This is a genomic window from Roseibium aggregatum IAM 12614, from assembly GCF_000168975.1.
In the GTDB taxonomy this organism is placed as follows: Bacteria; Pseudomonadota; Alphaproteobacteria; order Rhizobiales; family Stappiaceae; genus Roseibium; species Roseibium aggregatum.
Window position 1 is genome coordinate 79,994 of the sequence record NZ_AAUW01000021.1, and the last position, 15,590, is coordinate 95,583.

At 53.5% G+C, this 15,590-nt stretch carries 13 protein-coding genes, 1 tRNA gene and 3 pseudogenes; 8 read left to right on the forward strand and 9 right to left on the reverse strand.

From position 1 onward, the window contains the following. Positions 1 to 154: 154 nt before the first annotated feature. The 3 genes from SIAM614_RS24460 to SIAM614_RS24470 are packed head-to-tail and all read right to left on the reverse strand — an operon-like array spanning position 155 to position 4,326. Positions 155 to 658, reverse strand: a complete 504-nt coding sequence (locus SIAM614_RS24460; protein ID WP_006938675.1) for a hypothetical protein — start codon at positions 656 to 658, stop codon at positions 155 to 157. Then, positions 655 to 3,426, reverse strand: a complete 2,772-nt coding sequence (locus tag SIAM614_RS24465) for a hypothetical protein (protein WP_157140064.1) — start codon at positions 3,424 to 3,426, stop codon at positions 655 to 657. The genes SIAM614_RS24460 and SIAM614_RS24465 overlap by 4 nt, the downstream gene beginning before the upstream one ends. A 21-nt stretch (positions 3,427 to 3,447) precedes the next feature. Further along, positions 3,448 to 4,326, reverse strand: a complete 879-nt coding sequence (locus SIAM614_RS24470; RefSeq protein ID WP_006938677.1) for a type III secretion system chaperone — start codon at positions 4,324 to 4,326, stop codon at positions 3,448 to 3,450. Between the two features lie 400 nt (positions 4,327 to 4,726). Here SIAM614_RS24470 and SIAM614_RS31390 point away from each other — a divergent pair. The 4 genes and pseudogenes from SIAM614_RS31390 to SIAM614_RS24485 all read left to right on the forward strand — a co-directional run. After that, positions 4,727 to 5,071 (forward strand): annotated as a pseudogene (locus SIAM614_RS31390) (integrase core domain-containing protein); the annotation flags it as partial. After that, a complete protein-coding gene (locus SIAM614_RS33090) occupies positions 5,068 to 5,442 on the forward strand; it encodes a MucR family transcriptional regulator (RefSeq protein WP_081455346.1) in 375 nt (124 codons plus the stop codon). The pseudogene SIAM614_RS31390 and the gene SIAM614_RS33090, both read left to right, overlap by 4 nt. 4 nt (positions 5,443 to 5,446) lie before the next feature. Next, positions 5,447 to 5,532: transfer RNA gene (locus SIAM614_RS24480), tRNA-Leu, on the forward strand. Between the two features lie 509 nt (positions 5,533 to 6,041). Continuing rightward, positions 6,042 to 7,433 carry an ISNCY family transposase gene (locus SIAM614_RS24485; RefSeq protein WP_040439957.1) on the forward strand — a complete coding sequence of 464 codons (1,392 nt, stop codon included), beginning with the start codon at positions 6,042 to 6,044 and terminating at the stop codon, positions 7,431 to 7,433. Between the two features lie 4 nt (positions 7,434 to 7,437). Here the strand turns inward: SIAM614_RS24485 and SIAM614_RS24490 are convergent, their stop codons facing one another. Further along, entirely contained in the window at positions 7,438 to 8,166 is a 729-nt protein-coding gene (locus SIAM614_RS24490) for a hypothetical protein (RefSeq protein WP_006934491.1), read from the reverse strand. Between the two features lie 258 nt (positions 8,167 to 8,424). On the opposite strand from SIAM614_RS24490, the pseudogene SIAM614_RS32200 reads away from it, so the two are divergent. Continuing rightward, positions 8,425 to 9,420 (forward strand): annotated as a pseudogene (locus SIAM614_RS32200) (IS30 family transposase). 51 nt (positions 9,421 to 9,471) lie between these two features. Here SIAM614_RS32200 and SIAM614_RS24505 read toward each other — a convergent pair. Genes SIAM614_RS24505 through SIAM614_RS24510 form a run of 3 tightly spaced genes read right to left on the reverse strand, consistent with a single transcriptional unit; the run spans position 9,472 to position 10,825 of the window. Next, entirely contained in the window at positions 9,472 to 9,762 is a 291-nt protein-coding gene (locus SIAM614_RS24505) for a hypothetical protein (protein ID WP_040441047.1), read from the reverse strand. Between the two features lie 10 nt (positions 9,763 to 9,772). Next, positions 9,773 to 9,988 carry a WGR domain-containing protein gene (locus tag SIAM614_RS33570; protein WP_198137395.1) on the reverse strand — a complete coding sequence of 72 codons (216 nt, stop codon included), beginning with the start codon at positions 9,986 to 9,988 and terminating at the stop codon, positions 9,773 to 9,775. 18 nt (positions 9,989 to 10,006) lie between these two features. Beyond that, positions 10,007 to 10,825: a WYL domain-containing protein gene (locus SIAM614_RS24510; protein ID WP_006938682.1), complete on the reverse strand. Its 819-nt coding sequence runs from the start codon at positions 10,823 to 10,825 to the stop codon at positions 10,007 to 10,009. A 116-nt stretch (positions 10,826 to 10,941) separates the two neighbouring features. Here SIAM614_RS24510 and SIAM614_RS33575 point away from each other — a divergent pair, with 116 nt between their 5' ends. Next, positions 10,942 to 11,163, forward strand: coding sequence for a metallophosphoesterase family protein (locus tag SIAM614_RS33575; protein ID WP_407636315.1), 222 nt, complete (start codon positions 10,942 to 10,944; stop codon positions 11,161 to 11,163). Then, positions 11,117 to 11,260 carry a hypothetical protein gene (locus SIAM614_RS32575; RefSeq protein ID WP_006938683.1) on the forward strand — a complete coding sequence of 48 codons (144 nt, stop codon included), beginning with the start codon at positions 11,117 to 11,119 and terminating at the stop codon, positions 11,258 to 11,260. The genes SIAM614_RS33575 and SIAM614_RS32575 overlap by 47 nt, the downstream gene beginning before the upstream one ends. 1,041 nt (positions 11,261 to 12,301) lie before the next feature. Here the strand turns inward: SIAM614_RS32575 and SIAM614_RS24515 are convergent. Both SIAM614_RS24515 and SIAM614_RS31770 read right to left on the reverse strand, forming a co-directional pair. Next, positions 12,302 to 12,523 (reverse strand): transposase, encoded by a 222-nt coding sequence (locus SIAM614_RS24515; protein ID WP_006938684.1) that lies wholly within the window; start codon positions 12,521 to 12,523, stop codon positions 12,302 to 12,304. A 148-nt stretch (positions 12,524 to 12,671) separates the two neighbouring features. Continuing rightward, on the reverse strand, positions 12,672 to 13,865 hold the full coding sequence (locus SIAM614_RS31770) for an L-tyrosine/L-tryptophan isonitrile synthase family protein (protein WP_006938686.1): 1,194 nt from the start codon (positions 13,863 to 13,865) through the stop codon (positions 12,672 to 12,674). A gap of 922 nt (positions 13,866 to 14,787) precedes the next feature. On the opposite strand from SIAM614_RS31770, the pseudogene SIAM614_RS33580 reads away from it, so the two are divergent. Next, positions 14,788 to 15,464: pseudogene (locus tag SIAM614_RS33580) on the forward strand (IS6 family transposase). Positions 15,465 to 15,590: the final 126 nt, after the last annotated feature.

Here is a 15,590-nt window from a genome sequence, read left to right on the forward strand (position 1 = left end):
AATCCGGCGCACGAAAAGACGTGCCTAAAAACAACGCAAACGCGACAACATCATAGCTTCTGGCCTACAAACGCCCATCACCATGAATTAAGCGGGCTAGGATGGACATGGAAAGCAAGATGGCTGCATAATTGAATAAGCCCCTGGTCCGGTTTCATGGGGCAAGGTCATTCGGCAACACAGTGGGACTGAGGGATAGCGCTTCATAACATGATGCGGTCGGATTCGACATAGCTGTCGGATGATCGATCTCTGCGATATACGGCAGACCAGTCGTGCTATTCTTGGCAAAGAACACCAACTGTCCGTTGACGTATCGCGGCGGTCTAATGGCGCTAAAATCCGGGATACCGAAATCGGAAAACCTTACCACCCGTTCGATGTAAGGCGCTTTCGGGTCTTCTAAAGCAAGCTGCGCACGATAGGCGCATTCGTAGGCCTCCGGATCTTGTATTACTTCAAAATCGCCGCCCGTCGCGAAATGGTTTATCGCCTCGGCCAGGGCTGGGGCATTCTGTGCAGACGAAATGTCGGCCGCCCCTGCAAGCAATTCGGCGGCGGATTTGAACGTTCGGTCACCTATATTGACCACGTCGCTTCCACTGTCCGGATCAAAACCTGTGAGGATGTCTGTATGGTTATGGATTCGAGATTTCATCTTGCTTTTTCCTTCCGATAATAAAGCTTCCATTCTCCTTCCAAAAAATCGCTATCAACAGGCTTATTTTGGGATTTAGGGTTGTCTATCTGGTACAGATCAATCTTCAACGTGCCTGGATTAACGCACAATGCCCATGCGTTCCGCACCTTATCATCACCCCAATTCGTATCGATAAAGACAATTTCTTTCACCTTGGAAAATTTCTGGATTAATTTGAAGGAAATAGTCTTAAGCACGCTCTCAAAATAACCTATATTATCGTCTATAATTTTATCCTTAATGCTTTTATCTAACTGTTCCCATCTCGGTTCTCCGATACCTCTACTCGCCATATTGTTTGTTTCTATTTTCCCGAGTTCCTCAGCGTAAGATCTTAGTCGACCTTTGACATAGTCCAGGAAATCTTGTAATGTCACGCCTGATCTACAAAAATCACGATCAAGGGCCATTAGCTTGGTGTCAAGGTAAGCGCCGTTAAACGCAGCATCTAATGCATCTGCAACCTCTTCGCCTTGTTGGCTGGTAAGTCGTTTACTGAGGCCACCTAGCAAAGCTGATTGAATCGATGTGTTCAATTCTGCCTTGGTAGATCCTTTTACAATCCTGAGAGACGGATGGTCGGAGAGAAATGTTACCCCGTGTCCCGGGACCCCAACGACCGAGTTCTGTCCTTTCGAGGATGGCGGCGCCGCCAGCAACGATGCCACGATATCGGTCGCACGCGCACTGCGCTTCTCGCCATTGCCGTCCTTTTCTCCCTTAAACTTCCCAGCAACGCGACTTATTTTTGGTCGCCCGCCGTAAAGCGTCGAGAAAATGGTGACCAAATTTTGCCCGCGCTTTACTTCCCATGGATAGCGGCCATCATTCTTGAAGAGTTCCAAGAACTTACTTTCACCGACAATATGCCTCAAGATGTCTTCATTCTGAAATTCTTTTTTTAGAGAATTGATCGTCCTGTCAGCAGTCAATGCTCTGATAGTTGCATCAATCCAATCCTCTTTAGTTTCGATTAATTCGGGAGGATTTTCACCCTTAATTGCAAGGACATATACGCCATGGGTCGACACGCCATCAGTTCCATAGACTAGTTCGCGATCCGGAAAGTAGATGTATTCGAATATACTTTGAAGAGCTGTAGCAATTGCCACCTGTTCTTTGGGCGTGTTTTTTAACCGTTTCAGGAAACCAACCATCTTAGACGGGCGGAGCATCTTGGACGCAGCGCTTGCCGCACGTTTGCCGGCCTTCTGAATACCAGAGGCCTCATTGCGGATGGCCGCTGTCATGATCGTTGCCTCCAAACTGCGAAGCAAAGGATCGCCATCGGCGGTCACTTTGGTAACGGCCGGCGTCTGGATTTTTTGGGCATCGGTGAAACAGCCCCTCGTTGCAATCTCCGTATACATGCGGAGCATCCTGTCAGGGTTGTGCGCCCGCAATTTGATCAAAGGTGCTGTCGTCGAGCATGTTCCAACTGCCCCTTGCCGGACGTTTGAGAGCATGGCGTTGACTACTGCACGTTGCGTGTCCCTGTCCGTAATTCGGTCGTGCGAAACCCCGACACTTCCCGCGACCAGAATTCTTGCGGCAGGATTACTTGGTCCGGTGACCTCCAATATATTCCTCTGAGCGCTCTTCTCGTTCTGAAAATACGCCAGTGTTGCGCGCATTTGCACTGCAAGAGCATAACTTGGCCCCGCTGGCATCGACGGATCGCTCAAGCCAGCCGCTGGCGAAAACATCACATCATCCAGTGCGTTCTTCGCCGCTTCGAAGTCCAAATCAATGGCGGGAACAGACAACCTATCCGCGCTCGCGATCAGCGCGTCGCTGACATGGTTGGTGCGCTTGAAACGAGCATCCCTCGCTTCACCGGGATTAGGAATCGAAAACAGGTTTTCTTTAAGCCGCGAATTTTCAATAAAAGCCTCAAGACGTTCGGGCGCGTCATGGCCCACCTTGCCGACCATCTTTAACACATTTCGAACGTAGGTTGATTTTGACCTGAAGGCGCCGTCTTCTTGAAACCGCTTTAAAGCATCGCCCTTTTGCGCGAAAATCGCTGCGGCACGTATGACAGCCCCGGGATAATCTGCTGAGGCAATTGCATCCCTGAATGCATTTACAAGACCCTTATTCTCGTAGAAAGAAGGCTCGATAATTTGCAAAAGAGCGTCGTCCGAAGAATCGGTAAACGCTCCCCGAGTTGCCAAAAGAACATCCAAAACATCTTGAAGCGTTTCAATATGTTCAATAGAATTGCTGCGAGGCTCTTCGTGCAATCTTGAAAGTTGTTTTAGGAGTGCGCCGTAGACACTGGGTTTAGCTTCCAATGTCTTGAGCGAAAATCTGAAACTTGATGTTAACAGATCAAGTTTAACGGTTGAGTCGCTGCGGAGGGGCCAATAGCCTGGATCGTTTTTTGCCATCGCGTCGGTGAGCATGCGGCGAAGTTGACAAACGGTCAGCTCCTCATTCCGTAACTCGCCTATTTTTTCCTTCAGATATGTCTTGCCTGTATCATCGATAGCTATACGGTCGATTAGAGACATTAGTCCATTGCTACATTGATGAAGCGTCACACCGGCTTCACCGCATCCAACGGAAACGAGTTTCAGTTTTTTTGACGTTGAAGTTTCGTTTATTGGCGAGGAGAATCGCAGATTAACGTCTGAACGCTTTGATTCCTGCTGCAATTTGTCGAGTTTCTTAAGGAATGCTTCTGGGTTGACAGTTCTATTTATTGAAATAGTGTTTGACATTATTTTATTCCTGACAGGCAGTTATACTTTTATCAGCATCTCGCTCGGCGGTAACTGCATGAAAACGTTTTTGTTGAAAGGCTCCAAACCCGGCAGTTGCATCAGATCTCCGACCGCGGATGCCGTTGCTGCGCCGAAGGCGGTTTCGGCTTCACCCGTCAATGCAAAAAGTGCAAACGCCCCGGGCTGGTTTTCATCATCAAGAAAAAAACCAGCAGAGCGACATTTGGCAAGGAACAGATTTCGCAACAGCATTTGAGCGCCGCAAGCACCGGTCGCCGCATAGGCGTTCCATGACCGCCACGTTGCGCTGACCAGATACTCGGCGCCAACCGCCTCCACGATCACATCGCATTCCGCGAACGACAATGCGGCGGCATCGCCGCGAACCCGTTGCAGTGCGAATGCTGTTGGTTTCAATCCTTCCGTCAGGATATCGATCGAAACTCCGCGCTGCGGTCCCTGAATGCGTGTCTGCGCCATTAGCACATCACGAATAGGCGCTTCATCTAGCTCGCGGCTGGCGGCGGCAGTAGCCTTTGCCATCTCGACAAGTCCTAGCACGGAATGTTCGAAGGTACCTTGGTCAACAGTCGCGGCATCAAAGCGTCGAGAGATCGTTATAAGTCCGCTGTCTGGGTGCGCTCCGATCACCATGCCGGATTGGTTACGGGTCGGATTGTTTTGCTGCAGGAGAAATATCTGCCCTTTCTGCGTCAATGGCTGTTTTATCGGCACAAGGGACGACAACACGATTTGATCGCGTGCACCGTCTGCCTCTAGCCAAACGTTTGGCCCGTCCTCGAAAACCAACTCAGTCGGTGAGCTTATAAGGTCAAGAGCGTCTTTCAACCCAAGCCAAAGTGTCAAATTGTGCCGCAGCGCTTCGAGCGCGATCATTTCTTGGTTCCCTTGTAGCGCGTGTAATACTCTGCAGTGTTGTAAGCCGAAAAACGCAACTATTTAGGCAAGCCGTATTGCAGACTGGGTCACTCGCGACCATTAATCTATTTAAAGTTGATATGATAAAAGAATATTTACAGCACTTCAGATTCTTACTTACAATCAATATTGTGATAATGGGCATGACCTGTTATTTCAAATCTTCTGTCGTAAATCCATTTCATATCAGTAAAAACAATATGTTTTATATTGAACACGAATACCGGTGATGCACGTCACAGACAGTAACGGAATTCGAACATTTTTCGATGTGAATACCTACGTCTTGGGGTTTGTTTTTCGTTTGTTACTATCAAAGATTGTTGTGTTGTAGTGGTCGGAACCGAGTGCGCCGAGTTCCAGCGCCATCGACTTTGCCGACCACGTCATCAAGAGCTTCCCCTTTCGCATTCGCGAGATCAGAACGGACAACGGCCATGAGTTCCAGGCCAAGTTCCATTGGCATGTCGAAGACCAGGGCATCTGTCACGCCTACATCAAGCGCGGTACGCCGCAACTGAACGGCAAGGTCGAACGCTCGCACCGCTCAGATCAACAGGAGTTCTACCAGTTACTCACCTACAAAGGCGACGTTGATCTGGAGGCGAAACTCGAAGAATGGGAGCGCTTTTACAACTTCGCCAGGCCGCACGGTGCCTTCAACGGAAAGACGCCTTACGAGGCGCTCCGAGAAAAGCTATAATCACACTACGAGATGTCCCGAAAGCACCCGCAGCTACAGGCCCAACTGACGGATCTGATCGGCTCCGTCATCAGGCATTGCAGTCAGCAGCTGCTGTGACAGAAGAGCCGGAAGCGGAGAGGCTGATCCCGACCGTACCCATCAAAAAGTCCGTGCAGCCGGATTATATCGTCTGTCTGGAAGACGACAAAAGGTTCAAATCCCTCAAGCGTCATCTGCGTGCCGCATATAACCTGACCTCTGAGGAGTACCGGGCCAGGTGGGGCCTTGAAGCGGACTACCCAATGGTGGCGCCCAACTATGCGGCCGCTCGTTCGGAAATCGCAGAAGAATTGGGCCTGGGGCGCAAGTTGGGCGCTCATAGGGCGTGAAAACGCGGACATGATGGAACTGGTAGACATACCGGACTTAAAATCCGGAAGCGATGAGCTGTGCGGGTTCGAGTCCCGCTGTCCGCACCAAATCTGATTGCAGCGCCCTGAGCGCAGGCGTCCGCCGATCTCCAGGCCCAATCCTGCCAGTAAGGCTGGGGTGAAGTTAGTAATCCTCGTGTTGCGGGTGTCGCCAAACAAAAAAAGACGCCCGCTCACGAGGAACGGGCGTTGGGCAAAGTTAATCCTGAGAGGATCTGCAGCAGTACGACCTTGCGAGGATCTTTCGGCTCATTCGAGCCTCGTACTGCTGGTGCTATATAGCCCCATTAGGAGGCCACTGCCTGTATCGAATGACACAGATAGTGAAGCCCGCCGATTGTGGGTGCGTCGGCACAATTCGCAGTCGATTGGAGCTGATCAGGTTGGTGGTGCAGCGCGATCCGTAGAACGCGCGATCAAAATAGACCAATTGGTAAAAATATTCCATAATGATAATTACGCGATTTTTGATTGTAAGCGCCGGACTAAAATGTCTCACATATGCAATTCAAAAATGTCACGCTTCCCGCGTCCTTCAGGTTATCGGGAGCATGGACATGGGATGGGTTTTGATGAGTGAGCGTGATTTGAATCGGGTCGAGATCCTGGCGCAGGTCGAAGATGGCCACGTTGGCGTCACGACGGCGGCCAACCTGATGAACATGTCGAGACGGCACGTCTATCGTCTGCTGGACCGGTTCCGGTCCGAAGGTCCTGGCGGGATCCGTCACCGGGCTCGTGGCCGCCGCCCGAACAACGCCATCCATCCCGCCAAGCGTGAGTATGCGATGACAATGGTGCGAGAGCGCTATGAGGACTTCGGACCGACGCTGGCGGCTGAGATGCTTCTGGAACATCACGGTTTCAAGGTCGGCCGGGAGACGCTGCGCCAGTGGATGATCGAGGACGGCCTGTGGCTGTCCCGCAAGCAACGCCGGCGGTTTCATCAACCACGATTGCGCCGGGAATGTTTCGGCGAGCTGGTACAGATCGATGGTAGTGAGCACCGCTGGTTTGAGGACAGAGGCGATCCCTGCACGCTGCTGGTTTTTATTGATGATGCGACCAGTACCTTGATGGAATTACGCTTTGTGCGATCAGAAAGCGCCTTCAGCTATTTCGAGGCACTGGACTCCTATCTGACCCATCACGGCCGACCTGTTGCGTTCTACTCCGACAAGCATTCGGTGTTCAGGGTCAACAAGTCGGAGGTCAAAGGAGGCCAAGGCATGACCCAGTTCGGCCGGGCCTTGTCGGAGCTCAACATCGAGATTCTGTGCGCCAATTCCAGCCAGGCCAAGGGCCGCGTCGAGCGGGCCAACCGCACCCTTCAGGACCGTTTGGTCAAGGCCCTGAGGCTGGCTGACATCGGCACGATCGAAGATGCAAACGCGTTCCTGCCAACATTCATCGAGCGCTACAACGCGCAGTTTTCCAAGGTTCCGGCACGGTCTGACAATCTTCATCGGGCGCTGAACGTGGAGCCGGACCGGCTTCAGGATATACTGTGCTGGAAGGAAAAACGCTATGTGACCGCACAACTTGCGGTTTCCTACGAGCGCAAGCGGCTGATCCTGGAAGAGAACGAGGTGACCAGCGCCCTGCCCGGCAAATATGTCGAGACGCGCCAATTTGCTGACGGTTGTCTTGAGGTGCTCTGGAACGGAGTTTCGTTGCCGTTCAAGGTGTTCGACAAAGACCAGCGGGTTTCGCATGCGGCAATTACCGAGAACAAGCGTCTCGGCGATGTCCTGTCCTGGGTGAAGGAACAGCAGGATGCCAACCTGCCTCCGCCGAAGGTCAAGTCGTCGAGCGAGAAAGGCGGCTACAAACGTCGGGGAAAGAGGCGTGGACGGCCGAGCCTGTTTGACGATCCGAAGTACATTGCCAAGCGGCAGAAAAAGGGATCGAAGATTGAGCGGCGGAATGAGGAGACGGACCTCGTTTGAGGCATCAACTCAGGCGGCGACTGCCAACCTCGGGGTCGCTTTCAAGGCGCAGCGATGCCTGCCAGAGAGGTGTTTTGTAGTAGGTACCCTCTTCGAAAAGACCAAGGCCGTTGCGGTCATGGCGTAGAAGACCCAGCCAGCACAAGGGTCTGAGAACGTTAAGGCGGATCATATATTTCCTGTCATTGAAGTCGGGGTCGTATTTGTCCGTTTCTTCCCACCCGTACAGCACGTTCAAAAGATTACTCAAGGAGCAGCCGGCTTCGGCCTCGAGATTGAGTACATTGAGAAAAACGTGCCAAAAGTGATGTAGAGTATCCGTTCGCTCTAAATAAGGTGTGTGGTTGAAGCGGTACAGGTAGACAGGTGCGACGAGGTCGAACAGGTCACGTGGACGCTCTGCGAGACTAACGCCGGCTTTGGTGGCCTTGAGAAGCCCCTTTGACCGTCGCAGCAGTTTGAAGTGCTTGAGCAAGGCGTGTATTGGCCACAAGGGTGGCATATCCTGTTCATTCAGGACCTTGTTGACGACATAGAGTTCCTTGACGGTGTACTCTGGCCAGTTGAAGGCGTCTGCAGCCCAGGTGACGAACTTTCGGTTTAAAGCTCCCGACTGCGTCAGGCCGATGCCCTGGTTGTCATGCGCATAGCACAAGCTTAACGCCATACCTCGAATGAGCGGCGAATACTCGGCGAGATCAATATCTGAGCGCAGGGAGATCATTGGGTCCATGGCATCACGCTAGGGTGCCCAGAAGCTCCAATCAATCCCCTGCCCGCAAGGCTTCCCCGACCTGCGATATGTGGGGTCTCCGGGCGGTCAGCCTTGCTCCTGCCCTGCCCGGTTCACCGCCCTGTTTGTGACCGTTCTGCCCGGCACAAATCGTGACCATTCTCGCTAGTGACAACATTGATTATAACAGGGCGCGCGCTATTCCCAAGTGCGAACTCTGTTTGAAACCAATAGGTTATCAAACAGGAGGATTGTGTCATGGGATCAAAATACAGCCACCTGACGCTGGATGAGTACCGCAAGATTGAACGCTGGCGCCAGGCGAAAGTGTCACCTTGTCGAATGGCGAAGATCCTTGGGCGGCACCGATCAACGATTTTTCGAGAATTGAAACGCAACCATTTTCAAGATGAACAGGTGCCGGACATCGTCGGCTATTTTGCCGTGGCGGCCCACCAGGAATGCGCCACGCGTCGGTCACGAAAACGAAAACTGATCAGGCATTCGGGTCTGCGCCATCTTGTGACCGATCGCATCAAAGATGGCTGGACGCCGGAACAGATTGCCGGGCGCATGAGATACGAAGGCGCCTCCCACCGGGTCTGCCAGGAAACGATCTACCGTTACATCTATTCGAAAGAAGGCCTGGCCCAGGAGCTGTGGTGGTACTTGCCGACACATCGAAAGTCGCGCAAGCCCAGACGAGCGAGAAAGCGCCTGCCACCCAAATTCCATCGTGACGTCAGCATCTTGTTCCGGCCTGATGCCGTGGCACATCGGTAGGAGTTCGGGCACTGGGAAGGCGATTTAATGTTGTTCAAACAGCACTTTGGTTCTGGCAACGTTACGTCCCTGGTGGAACGCGTCACCCGGTTCACCGTGCTTTTGAAGAATGACAACAGAAGAACACATTTGGTGCTCGGCAAGGTCATCGATGCGATCCGCCACCTGCCAATCCGTTCCCGAAAATCCATCACGTTCGATCGAGGAACCGAGTTTGTGGCCTGGCCGCATCTTCAAGCGGAAATTGGAACACAAACCTGGTTCTGTGATCCATCTGCTCCCTGACAGAAAGGCACCGTGGAAAACACCAATCGGCGCGCCCGACGATGGCTTCCCCGCAAACTCAATATGAGCCGGGTCACCGATCTTGAGTTGAAAGGGATCTGTGACCGGCTCAATGCGACGCCCCGGAAATGCCTCGGATGGAAGACGCCGGCCGAAGTTTTCAGGGAGAAGATGCTGGCGCAATGAGAGAACGCCCCCTACCCTTGCAATCCGCAGAAGTCGCACTTCAAGTATCGCTCACACCTTCCATTTTCGTGTCAGCCAGCGCGCGCGCCGCCGGGCCAGGTTCTTGCTTTCGGTTTCCTGTCTAGACGCAGCAGTATAGTCTTCCTCCATCTTGCCGGCGCAGACGCAGCCACACTCCAGAATGTCCGGATATTCAGGGTGTTGCATCTGGTGAACATAACGGATGTCTTGGTTTTCGCACATTTCACATTGGGTGGAGCTTTCACCGAGATCCTCAAATCCGATGCAGGTCCAACCTTTCTTCGGAACACCCTGCTGCGAACACTTTCCAAAGGATGACATCTCAGGCCTCCTAGTCGTCTGACACCGGCAACTTGATCAGATAACCGCGGGCCAACTTCTGCATGACAAGGTCGGAAAGGGCAGATTCAGCTTCTGCCTGTGTTGAGTACCAATCGTGGCGGTGTCGTCCCCAGGTTCCAAAGCGGCCCCATTGGCGGTGGACGCCAGTTTGGCCAAAAAGGTCTTTGGTCAGCTCGACGAAATAAAACCGGTCATATTGAGGGATGGATCAATACGGCGCATATCAATTTGCATCGATCTCCTCCTCACTGATCGGAACATAGTCGATAGAAACCCTTTCAAGACGAGGTTCCTTTTGCTCGAGACCCCATCGGCGTTCCGTATAGAACTCAAGTGCCTTTCGGGTTCGGGCCTCAAGCACGTCTGAAGTGAATCCGAATTCAATGCGGACCAAGCGCTGTTGCGCCTCGGTCAATCTTGAATGTGGTTTGAGCTTCAGGATGGCCCATGTGAACCAATCATCATCACGGGGTATCGAACCAGCAGGTTTCGTCGCTGCAAATGAACGATCTGGGTCTATGCGCGCGGGGTGGAAGTCTCGGAATGCCTCCCGTTCAAAGCACCAAGCACGCACATGTAGTCTCACCCCGTTGGAAGCGAAACGCACGGGCGCGATCCAGCGCGACATCGGCTCCGGATCTCGCATCGATTGATAAACAATCTTCGCGGCATCTTTGGCCCGAAAAGCGCGGTAGAGCGGCCGTAAGACACGTATGTCCTGGGTGCGCTGCAAATCGGGTAATCTATCAAATACAGATGAGGCCTCGCCCGCCAAGAGTTGCTCAAGCTCCATCGAAGTTGTCTTGCCGGTTAGTCGTTCAAAGCTGTCATGGGCGAGGTATTGGCGCGACGACGTGTCATACTGCAGAGCATCTTTTGGTGCTTCTGCGAGGTACGTGCGAAAATCGAGCGCGGCCTGCGCATTCGAAATACCAAACCGCTTGATCAATGAAGCACGGGTCGCCGCGCCTTCCCAGGAAAACAGTTTGTCGAGGTATTCGAGGCGTTCCCGTTGGGCATGTTTGAGGTCTTCGAAAGCCATGATTGTAATCTAGCTTGACTCCTTCAAACTGTCCATATAATTTTTACATGTATAAAAACTGACGGTGTAAAATGAGAATCCTTCATACGGTAGACCTGCACCTGGGGCGTCAGTTTATGGGCTTGAGCCTCGAGGAAGATCACGAGGTCATCCTGAGCCAGAGCCTTGAGACTCTCATGGCCGAGCGAGCTGATGTTCTTGTGATAGCAGGGGATGTTTTTGACCGTGCCTCGCCGCCCAATTCATCGATCCGGCAGTTCAATCGCTTCCTCAACCGCGTCGCGAGTACTGGTGCGTGGCATCGCCGACGCGGTCGAAACTCCGCTTGTGCTGCGTGATGAACATGGCGAGATCGCTTTTTCCGCGCTGCCCTTTTCGTATGAATACGCCGCGCGGGAGGTGTTCGGGGATGACCATCGTCGTTCGCCGGACTAAAAGTGGCGCTCCGAAACCCTCTCTTTCCCCGCCGTCGATTCAACCAAAGGTTCATTTCCTGTTTTTCGAATTGCGGTGCGGTGACCCTTGCTGAGCTCGCGCCATGTTCACGATTCAAGATTCGTGGGTTTGTCAATATCCTAACGCCGGGTGTCTTGAGCGTTGCCGTTTCTAGTATTTATGCGCCTTTTCTACTGTTGTCTTCGTTTATAGCCTTTTAACGGCTGGTCAGATCGAAAAGCGTATTAAAAACAGATAGATAATGAGCCTACATTTTCCGCTCGCACACATTGAAAGGTGTTTTTTTGTCATCTTGAGTGCTGGATTTTCTTAAAATCTATTATCTTCTCATACCGGCTTTCAATTAACAACTAAATACAGCAAAGACCAATAACGCCTTTTATTGCGTATTTATGCGGTTTAACGAACCGAAGGGTAGGACGGCAAGATAGAGAAAGTGAGGCACTTTCTAAACGAGAGCTTCGCATGTCAATCCTTCGGAACTCATTTGAATCTTTGGCTTATTCGCACAAGTGCTCAACGTTTCCGCTGATACGCAGCGGCATTAAGGGTTTGTTGGCCGCAAAAATACGATGTGTGGGAAAAGCGCGGTGAGCAGTATTTAAAAGGATATACAAGCCCAATCATAGGCTGTAGAAATGGACCTGTTAGCGGCTCGGACGATCTTATTTGGCGATCAGATCGCCCGAGCCTAGCGAACACCAAACCTGTTCTTTGATGCTCGCATAGGGGGTGCCAACACTCACCATACTGTTCGTATTGGTCGCATTTCTCGCGCCGTCTATGCGGCGTAGCCGTACGTGAATCGCGCTTAGCAGTGCGACCAATACAGCATCTTATCCACATTCAATAGTCAATATCAGAAGGGCGCTCTGCTTCGCGGGGCGTAGTAATCGCATGTCGTCTGTGAAACCACGACGGGCGCCAAGGGGTCAATCGCGCCTTGAGTTCAGGTCCAAGAAAGAAAAAATTGCTGCAACCGCGAAGGAACGCCGAACCTTTTTGCAGTTGTGGACGCGGCTAAAGGCGGAAGGTGTCGTTACCATCGGCTATTCCACCTTCTGCAACGTCTATCGCGAGGCTTTTCCCGAGGAATACCCCGTGGTGCCTGCTCGAGGGTACATTGTCGCTGACCATCTTACGGATCGCCTCAGCTCTTTCCCAACTGACATAGCCCTCATGGGCATCCTGGATCAGCACAAGCCAGTCCTCGCGCGCCTTGCGGTGGTTCGCGGAGTCCACCAGTGTTCCGTCAAGATCAAAAACAACGGAGCAAGCGCGGGTCTTGTCTTCGGACAAGAGATGGTCATTTACGGGTTTCTCCTTGAATCCACAGCTTTCCAGGCCGTTCGCAATTGCCGGCGGCCGTTCGGTCCGCCGGAGGCTTTTTTCAGCTTGTCCGGTCCTCCAGATAGTGCATCGTGTAGCCGTCCTGACCGGTGATGCGTGTGAAGCCATCGCAGCCACAGACGAACATCTCCGGTTCCACGGTCATGTAGTGCAGGCCGGTCTTCTCGCAGAGACGGATGACGCCGATGCCGTGATAGGGGAGAAGGTTGGACCGGAACTTGTATTCGGGGTAGAGCCGCAAACCCAGCGAAGAGACCTTCTTCGTATGGATCGTCGCCCGCAGGGAGTTGGGAAAGAACGCTTCTTCCCATTGCAGATCCGCGGCGGCCGCCTTCAGCGCCCGGTATTCGGCGAGGCTCGTACGGGCCCTCCGGTAAAGATCGTCTGTCGCTTCAACCTCGCCCGAACCGCCGAACTGGTCCCGAAGTGTTTTGTAGTCGAGCTGCCGCTTGGCCGTGTTGAGGCTCGCCGCCATGCTGGCGAGCCAGACATTGTAGGAGTCCTGGCTGAGGCTGTCGGCCAAGGGATCGGCATTGAAACGCGCGGACCAGTGCTCGAAGCTCTCCTGAAAGTCCTCGAACCGTCCCGACAGGATCTGGGACATGTCGTGGAGCTTGATGGTATCGCCGCATCCCATGTCGGCAACGAGCTGGCGCAGCAGATCGACATAGCGGATCGCCTCCACCGCGGTTACACCGAACGGCAGGCCGTAGAAAGTGCTGTCCGTGATGAGATGGAAGACGGCACCCGCCGGATGCATCTGGCGGATCATGTCCGCGATGTTCGCAAGATGCCTTAGCGTAATCTTTTCCGCGGTCGTCGGTACAGTGAGCTGCAGCCGTTTCACCGGATTGCGAATGACGCAGAACACGGGAAGGAGAATGCTGATCGGCTTGCCTCGTTCACACGCTTCCATGATCCGTCCCTTCCAGACGGGGCTCTCGCGATAGCGGCCGCGGGAGTTGAACTGGAGCGTACGATGATTGATCAGATCGAAAACGCGGTCATAAACCGGTTTTGACGCGGAAATCTCCTGGAAGCGTTCCCAGTCAAGGCGGCGGATATTGACGCATTCGGCGAAGATCCGCTCGTCTTCCGGTCTCGCCGGTCGGGCCTTCTGGGGCTGAAGCCGGGGATCCTCCTCGGGCCATGTGTAGTTGAAGCTCAGCCTCGCATCACTGATTGCCTCGCCATCACGTCCGACATCAATGTAGGATGGTGCCAAATAATTCATGCGACTGGTTCCTTTAAAAGTAATCGCAAAACTTCGCAGCCGGTAACCTTTCCGCGGGGGAGCCTGCCGATCACAAAGTTGTACGGGCAGGTTTCCGTTCGGGGCCGGTTCGGGATGCAGACGGCCTGAGTGGCCCCGCTGTCTTCCGGATTACATGTATAGTGACCGCATGCCCTGTGCCTGTGTCGCGCGACACTGGCCGGACCTGGGCCTCCGGCGCGGGGGGCGCCTTCCTTCTGACGCCAGGCTTCAGGCTGGTCGCGTCTGTGTCGCGGGAGAGGGAGTGACCAGGTTCACTCGGCTGGGCGGGCCGTGCGGCAGCCCATTACGGCATCTAGAATGTATAACGAATGCCCAATATGATTTCTTGCGTGGAATAGTTGCTATCTATCCCTTGCGTGAATTCCTTGTCTATGCACCGACTCAGCGTGCCTGCTTCAAACTTTCCCAGATCCATATATCTGTAGCCCACATCAAACGACACGTTTTGGGTCAGGCCAATTCCGACACTTCCACCCAGGCCCCACGCGAAATCGGTCTTGCCGTCACCTTCTACAAGCACGCTTTTGCGAGCCGACGGAAACCTCCAAGTCGCCGGTTCCATTGTGGGACACGCCCACATAGCCCGCCACATTGGGGGTAATCGCGAGGTTGCCGACATCGAAGGTGAACGTGTCATAGATACCGCCCAGCATTAGCGAGTAGGAAATCACATCCGCCTGGAGCCCAAAATCCTAACCTAAAAAATTCTGCAGGCTCGGGTCGAAACTGTGACCTTGCCGGTACTGAAAAAGGGCTTCAGCGCGTATCGATTTGCTCAATCGGGTACCAACGGCAAATCCAAACGTGCGTCCAGTCCCCAGAGTGAAATCACCGACAGGCAGAAAAATCCTGCCTCATCCGCAAGCTGTACGTCCCCGGCATCTGTACCCGTCCAATCCGGATCCGCCTGAAGGGCTTTCGTTGTTCGCGTGAAGTCATTGCCCGCGCTGTATGCGGTTGTTTCCGGTTCCATATGAGTACCGTTGATTTTGAGGATATTCTGGCCGAGCGTGGGGTTCACACTTGGATGAACCGGTTTGGAAAGCACCTCGCCAACCGCATTCGCCGGGACCGACCCGGGCCGGGGGGGCACGTGGCGGCCGGACGAGCTGGCGATGACCATCAATGGGCGGCTATGCCGGCTCTGGCGGGCCGTTGAAAGCGCGGGTGATGTTTTCGACGTTCCGGTTCAGCGTCAGCGAAATTCCTGGGCCGCCCGCCTTTTCCTCAAGCGTCTGGTGGATGCGCATGACGAACCGCGCATTATCGTGACAGACAAGCCGCGCTGCGACGGCAAGCCCGTTGGGCTCCAATGCCACTCACAGAGCCCACGAAGGGCTCAATAACATGTCGGAAGGCTTGCACCGCACGGTGCGAAAACGAGAGGAAATCCCAGGGCGGTTCAAATCGCAAGATCACGCCGAACGAATTCCAGGAAACCAGGATCAGGTCTCCCTTCGCCCCCGCCGCTCCACTCTCAACGTAAAATCCCGGCGTCAAACCGGGGCTGATACTTGCAGCTCACAGGCACGCTGTATGGCCGGGATCGCTGCATAAATTCGAGCCTATAACGCCCTATTGCAACCAACCGTGAACATCTTGGCGATGCCCGTCCAAGCTATCAAATTCACAAACGGTGTCGCGGAGACCGCCATACCAGATCAACGTGCCGCCTGATCGGCC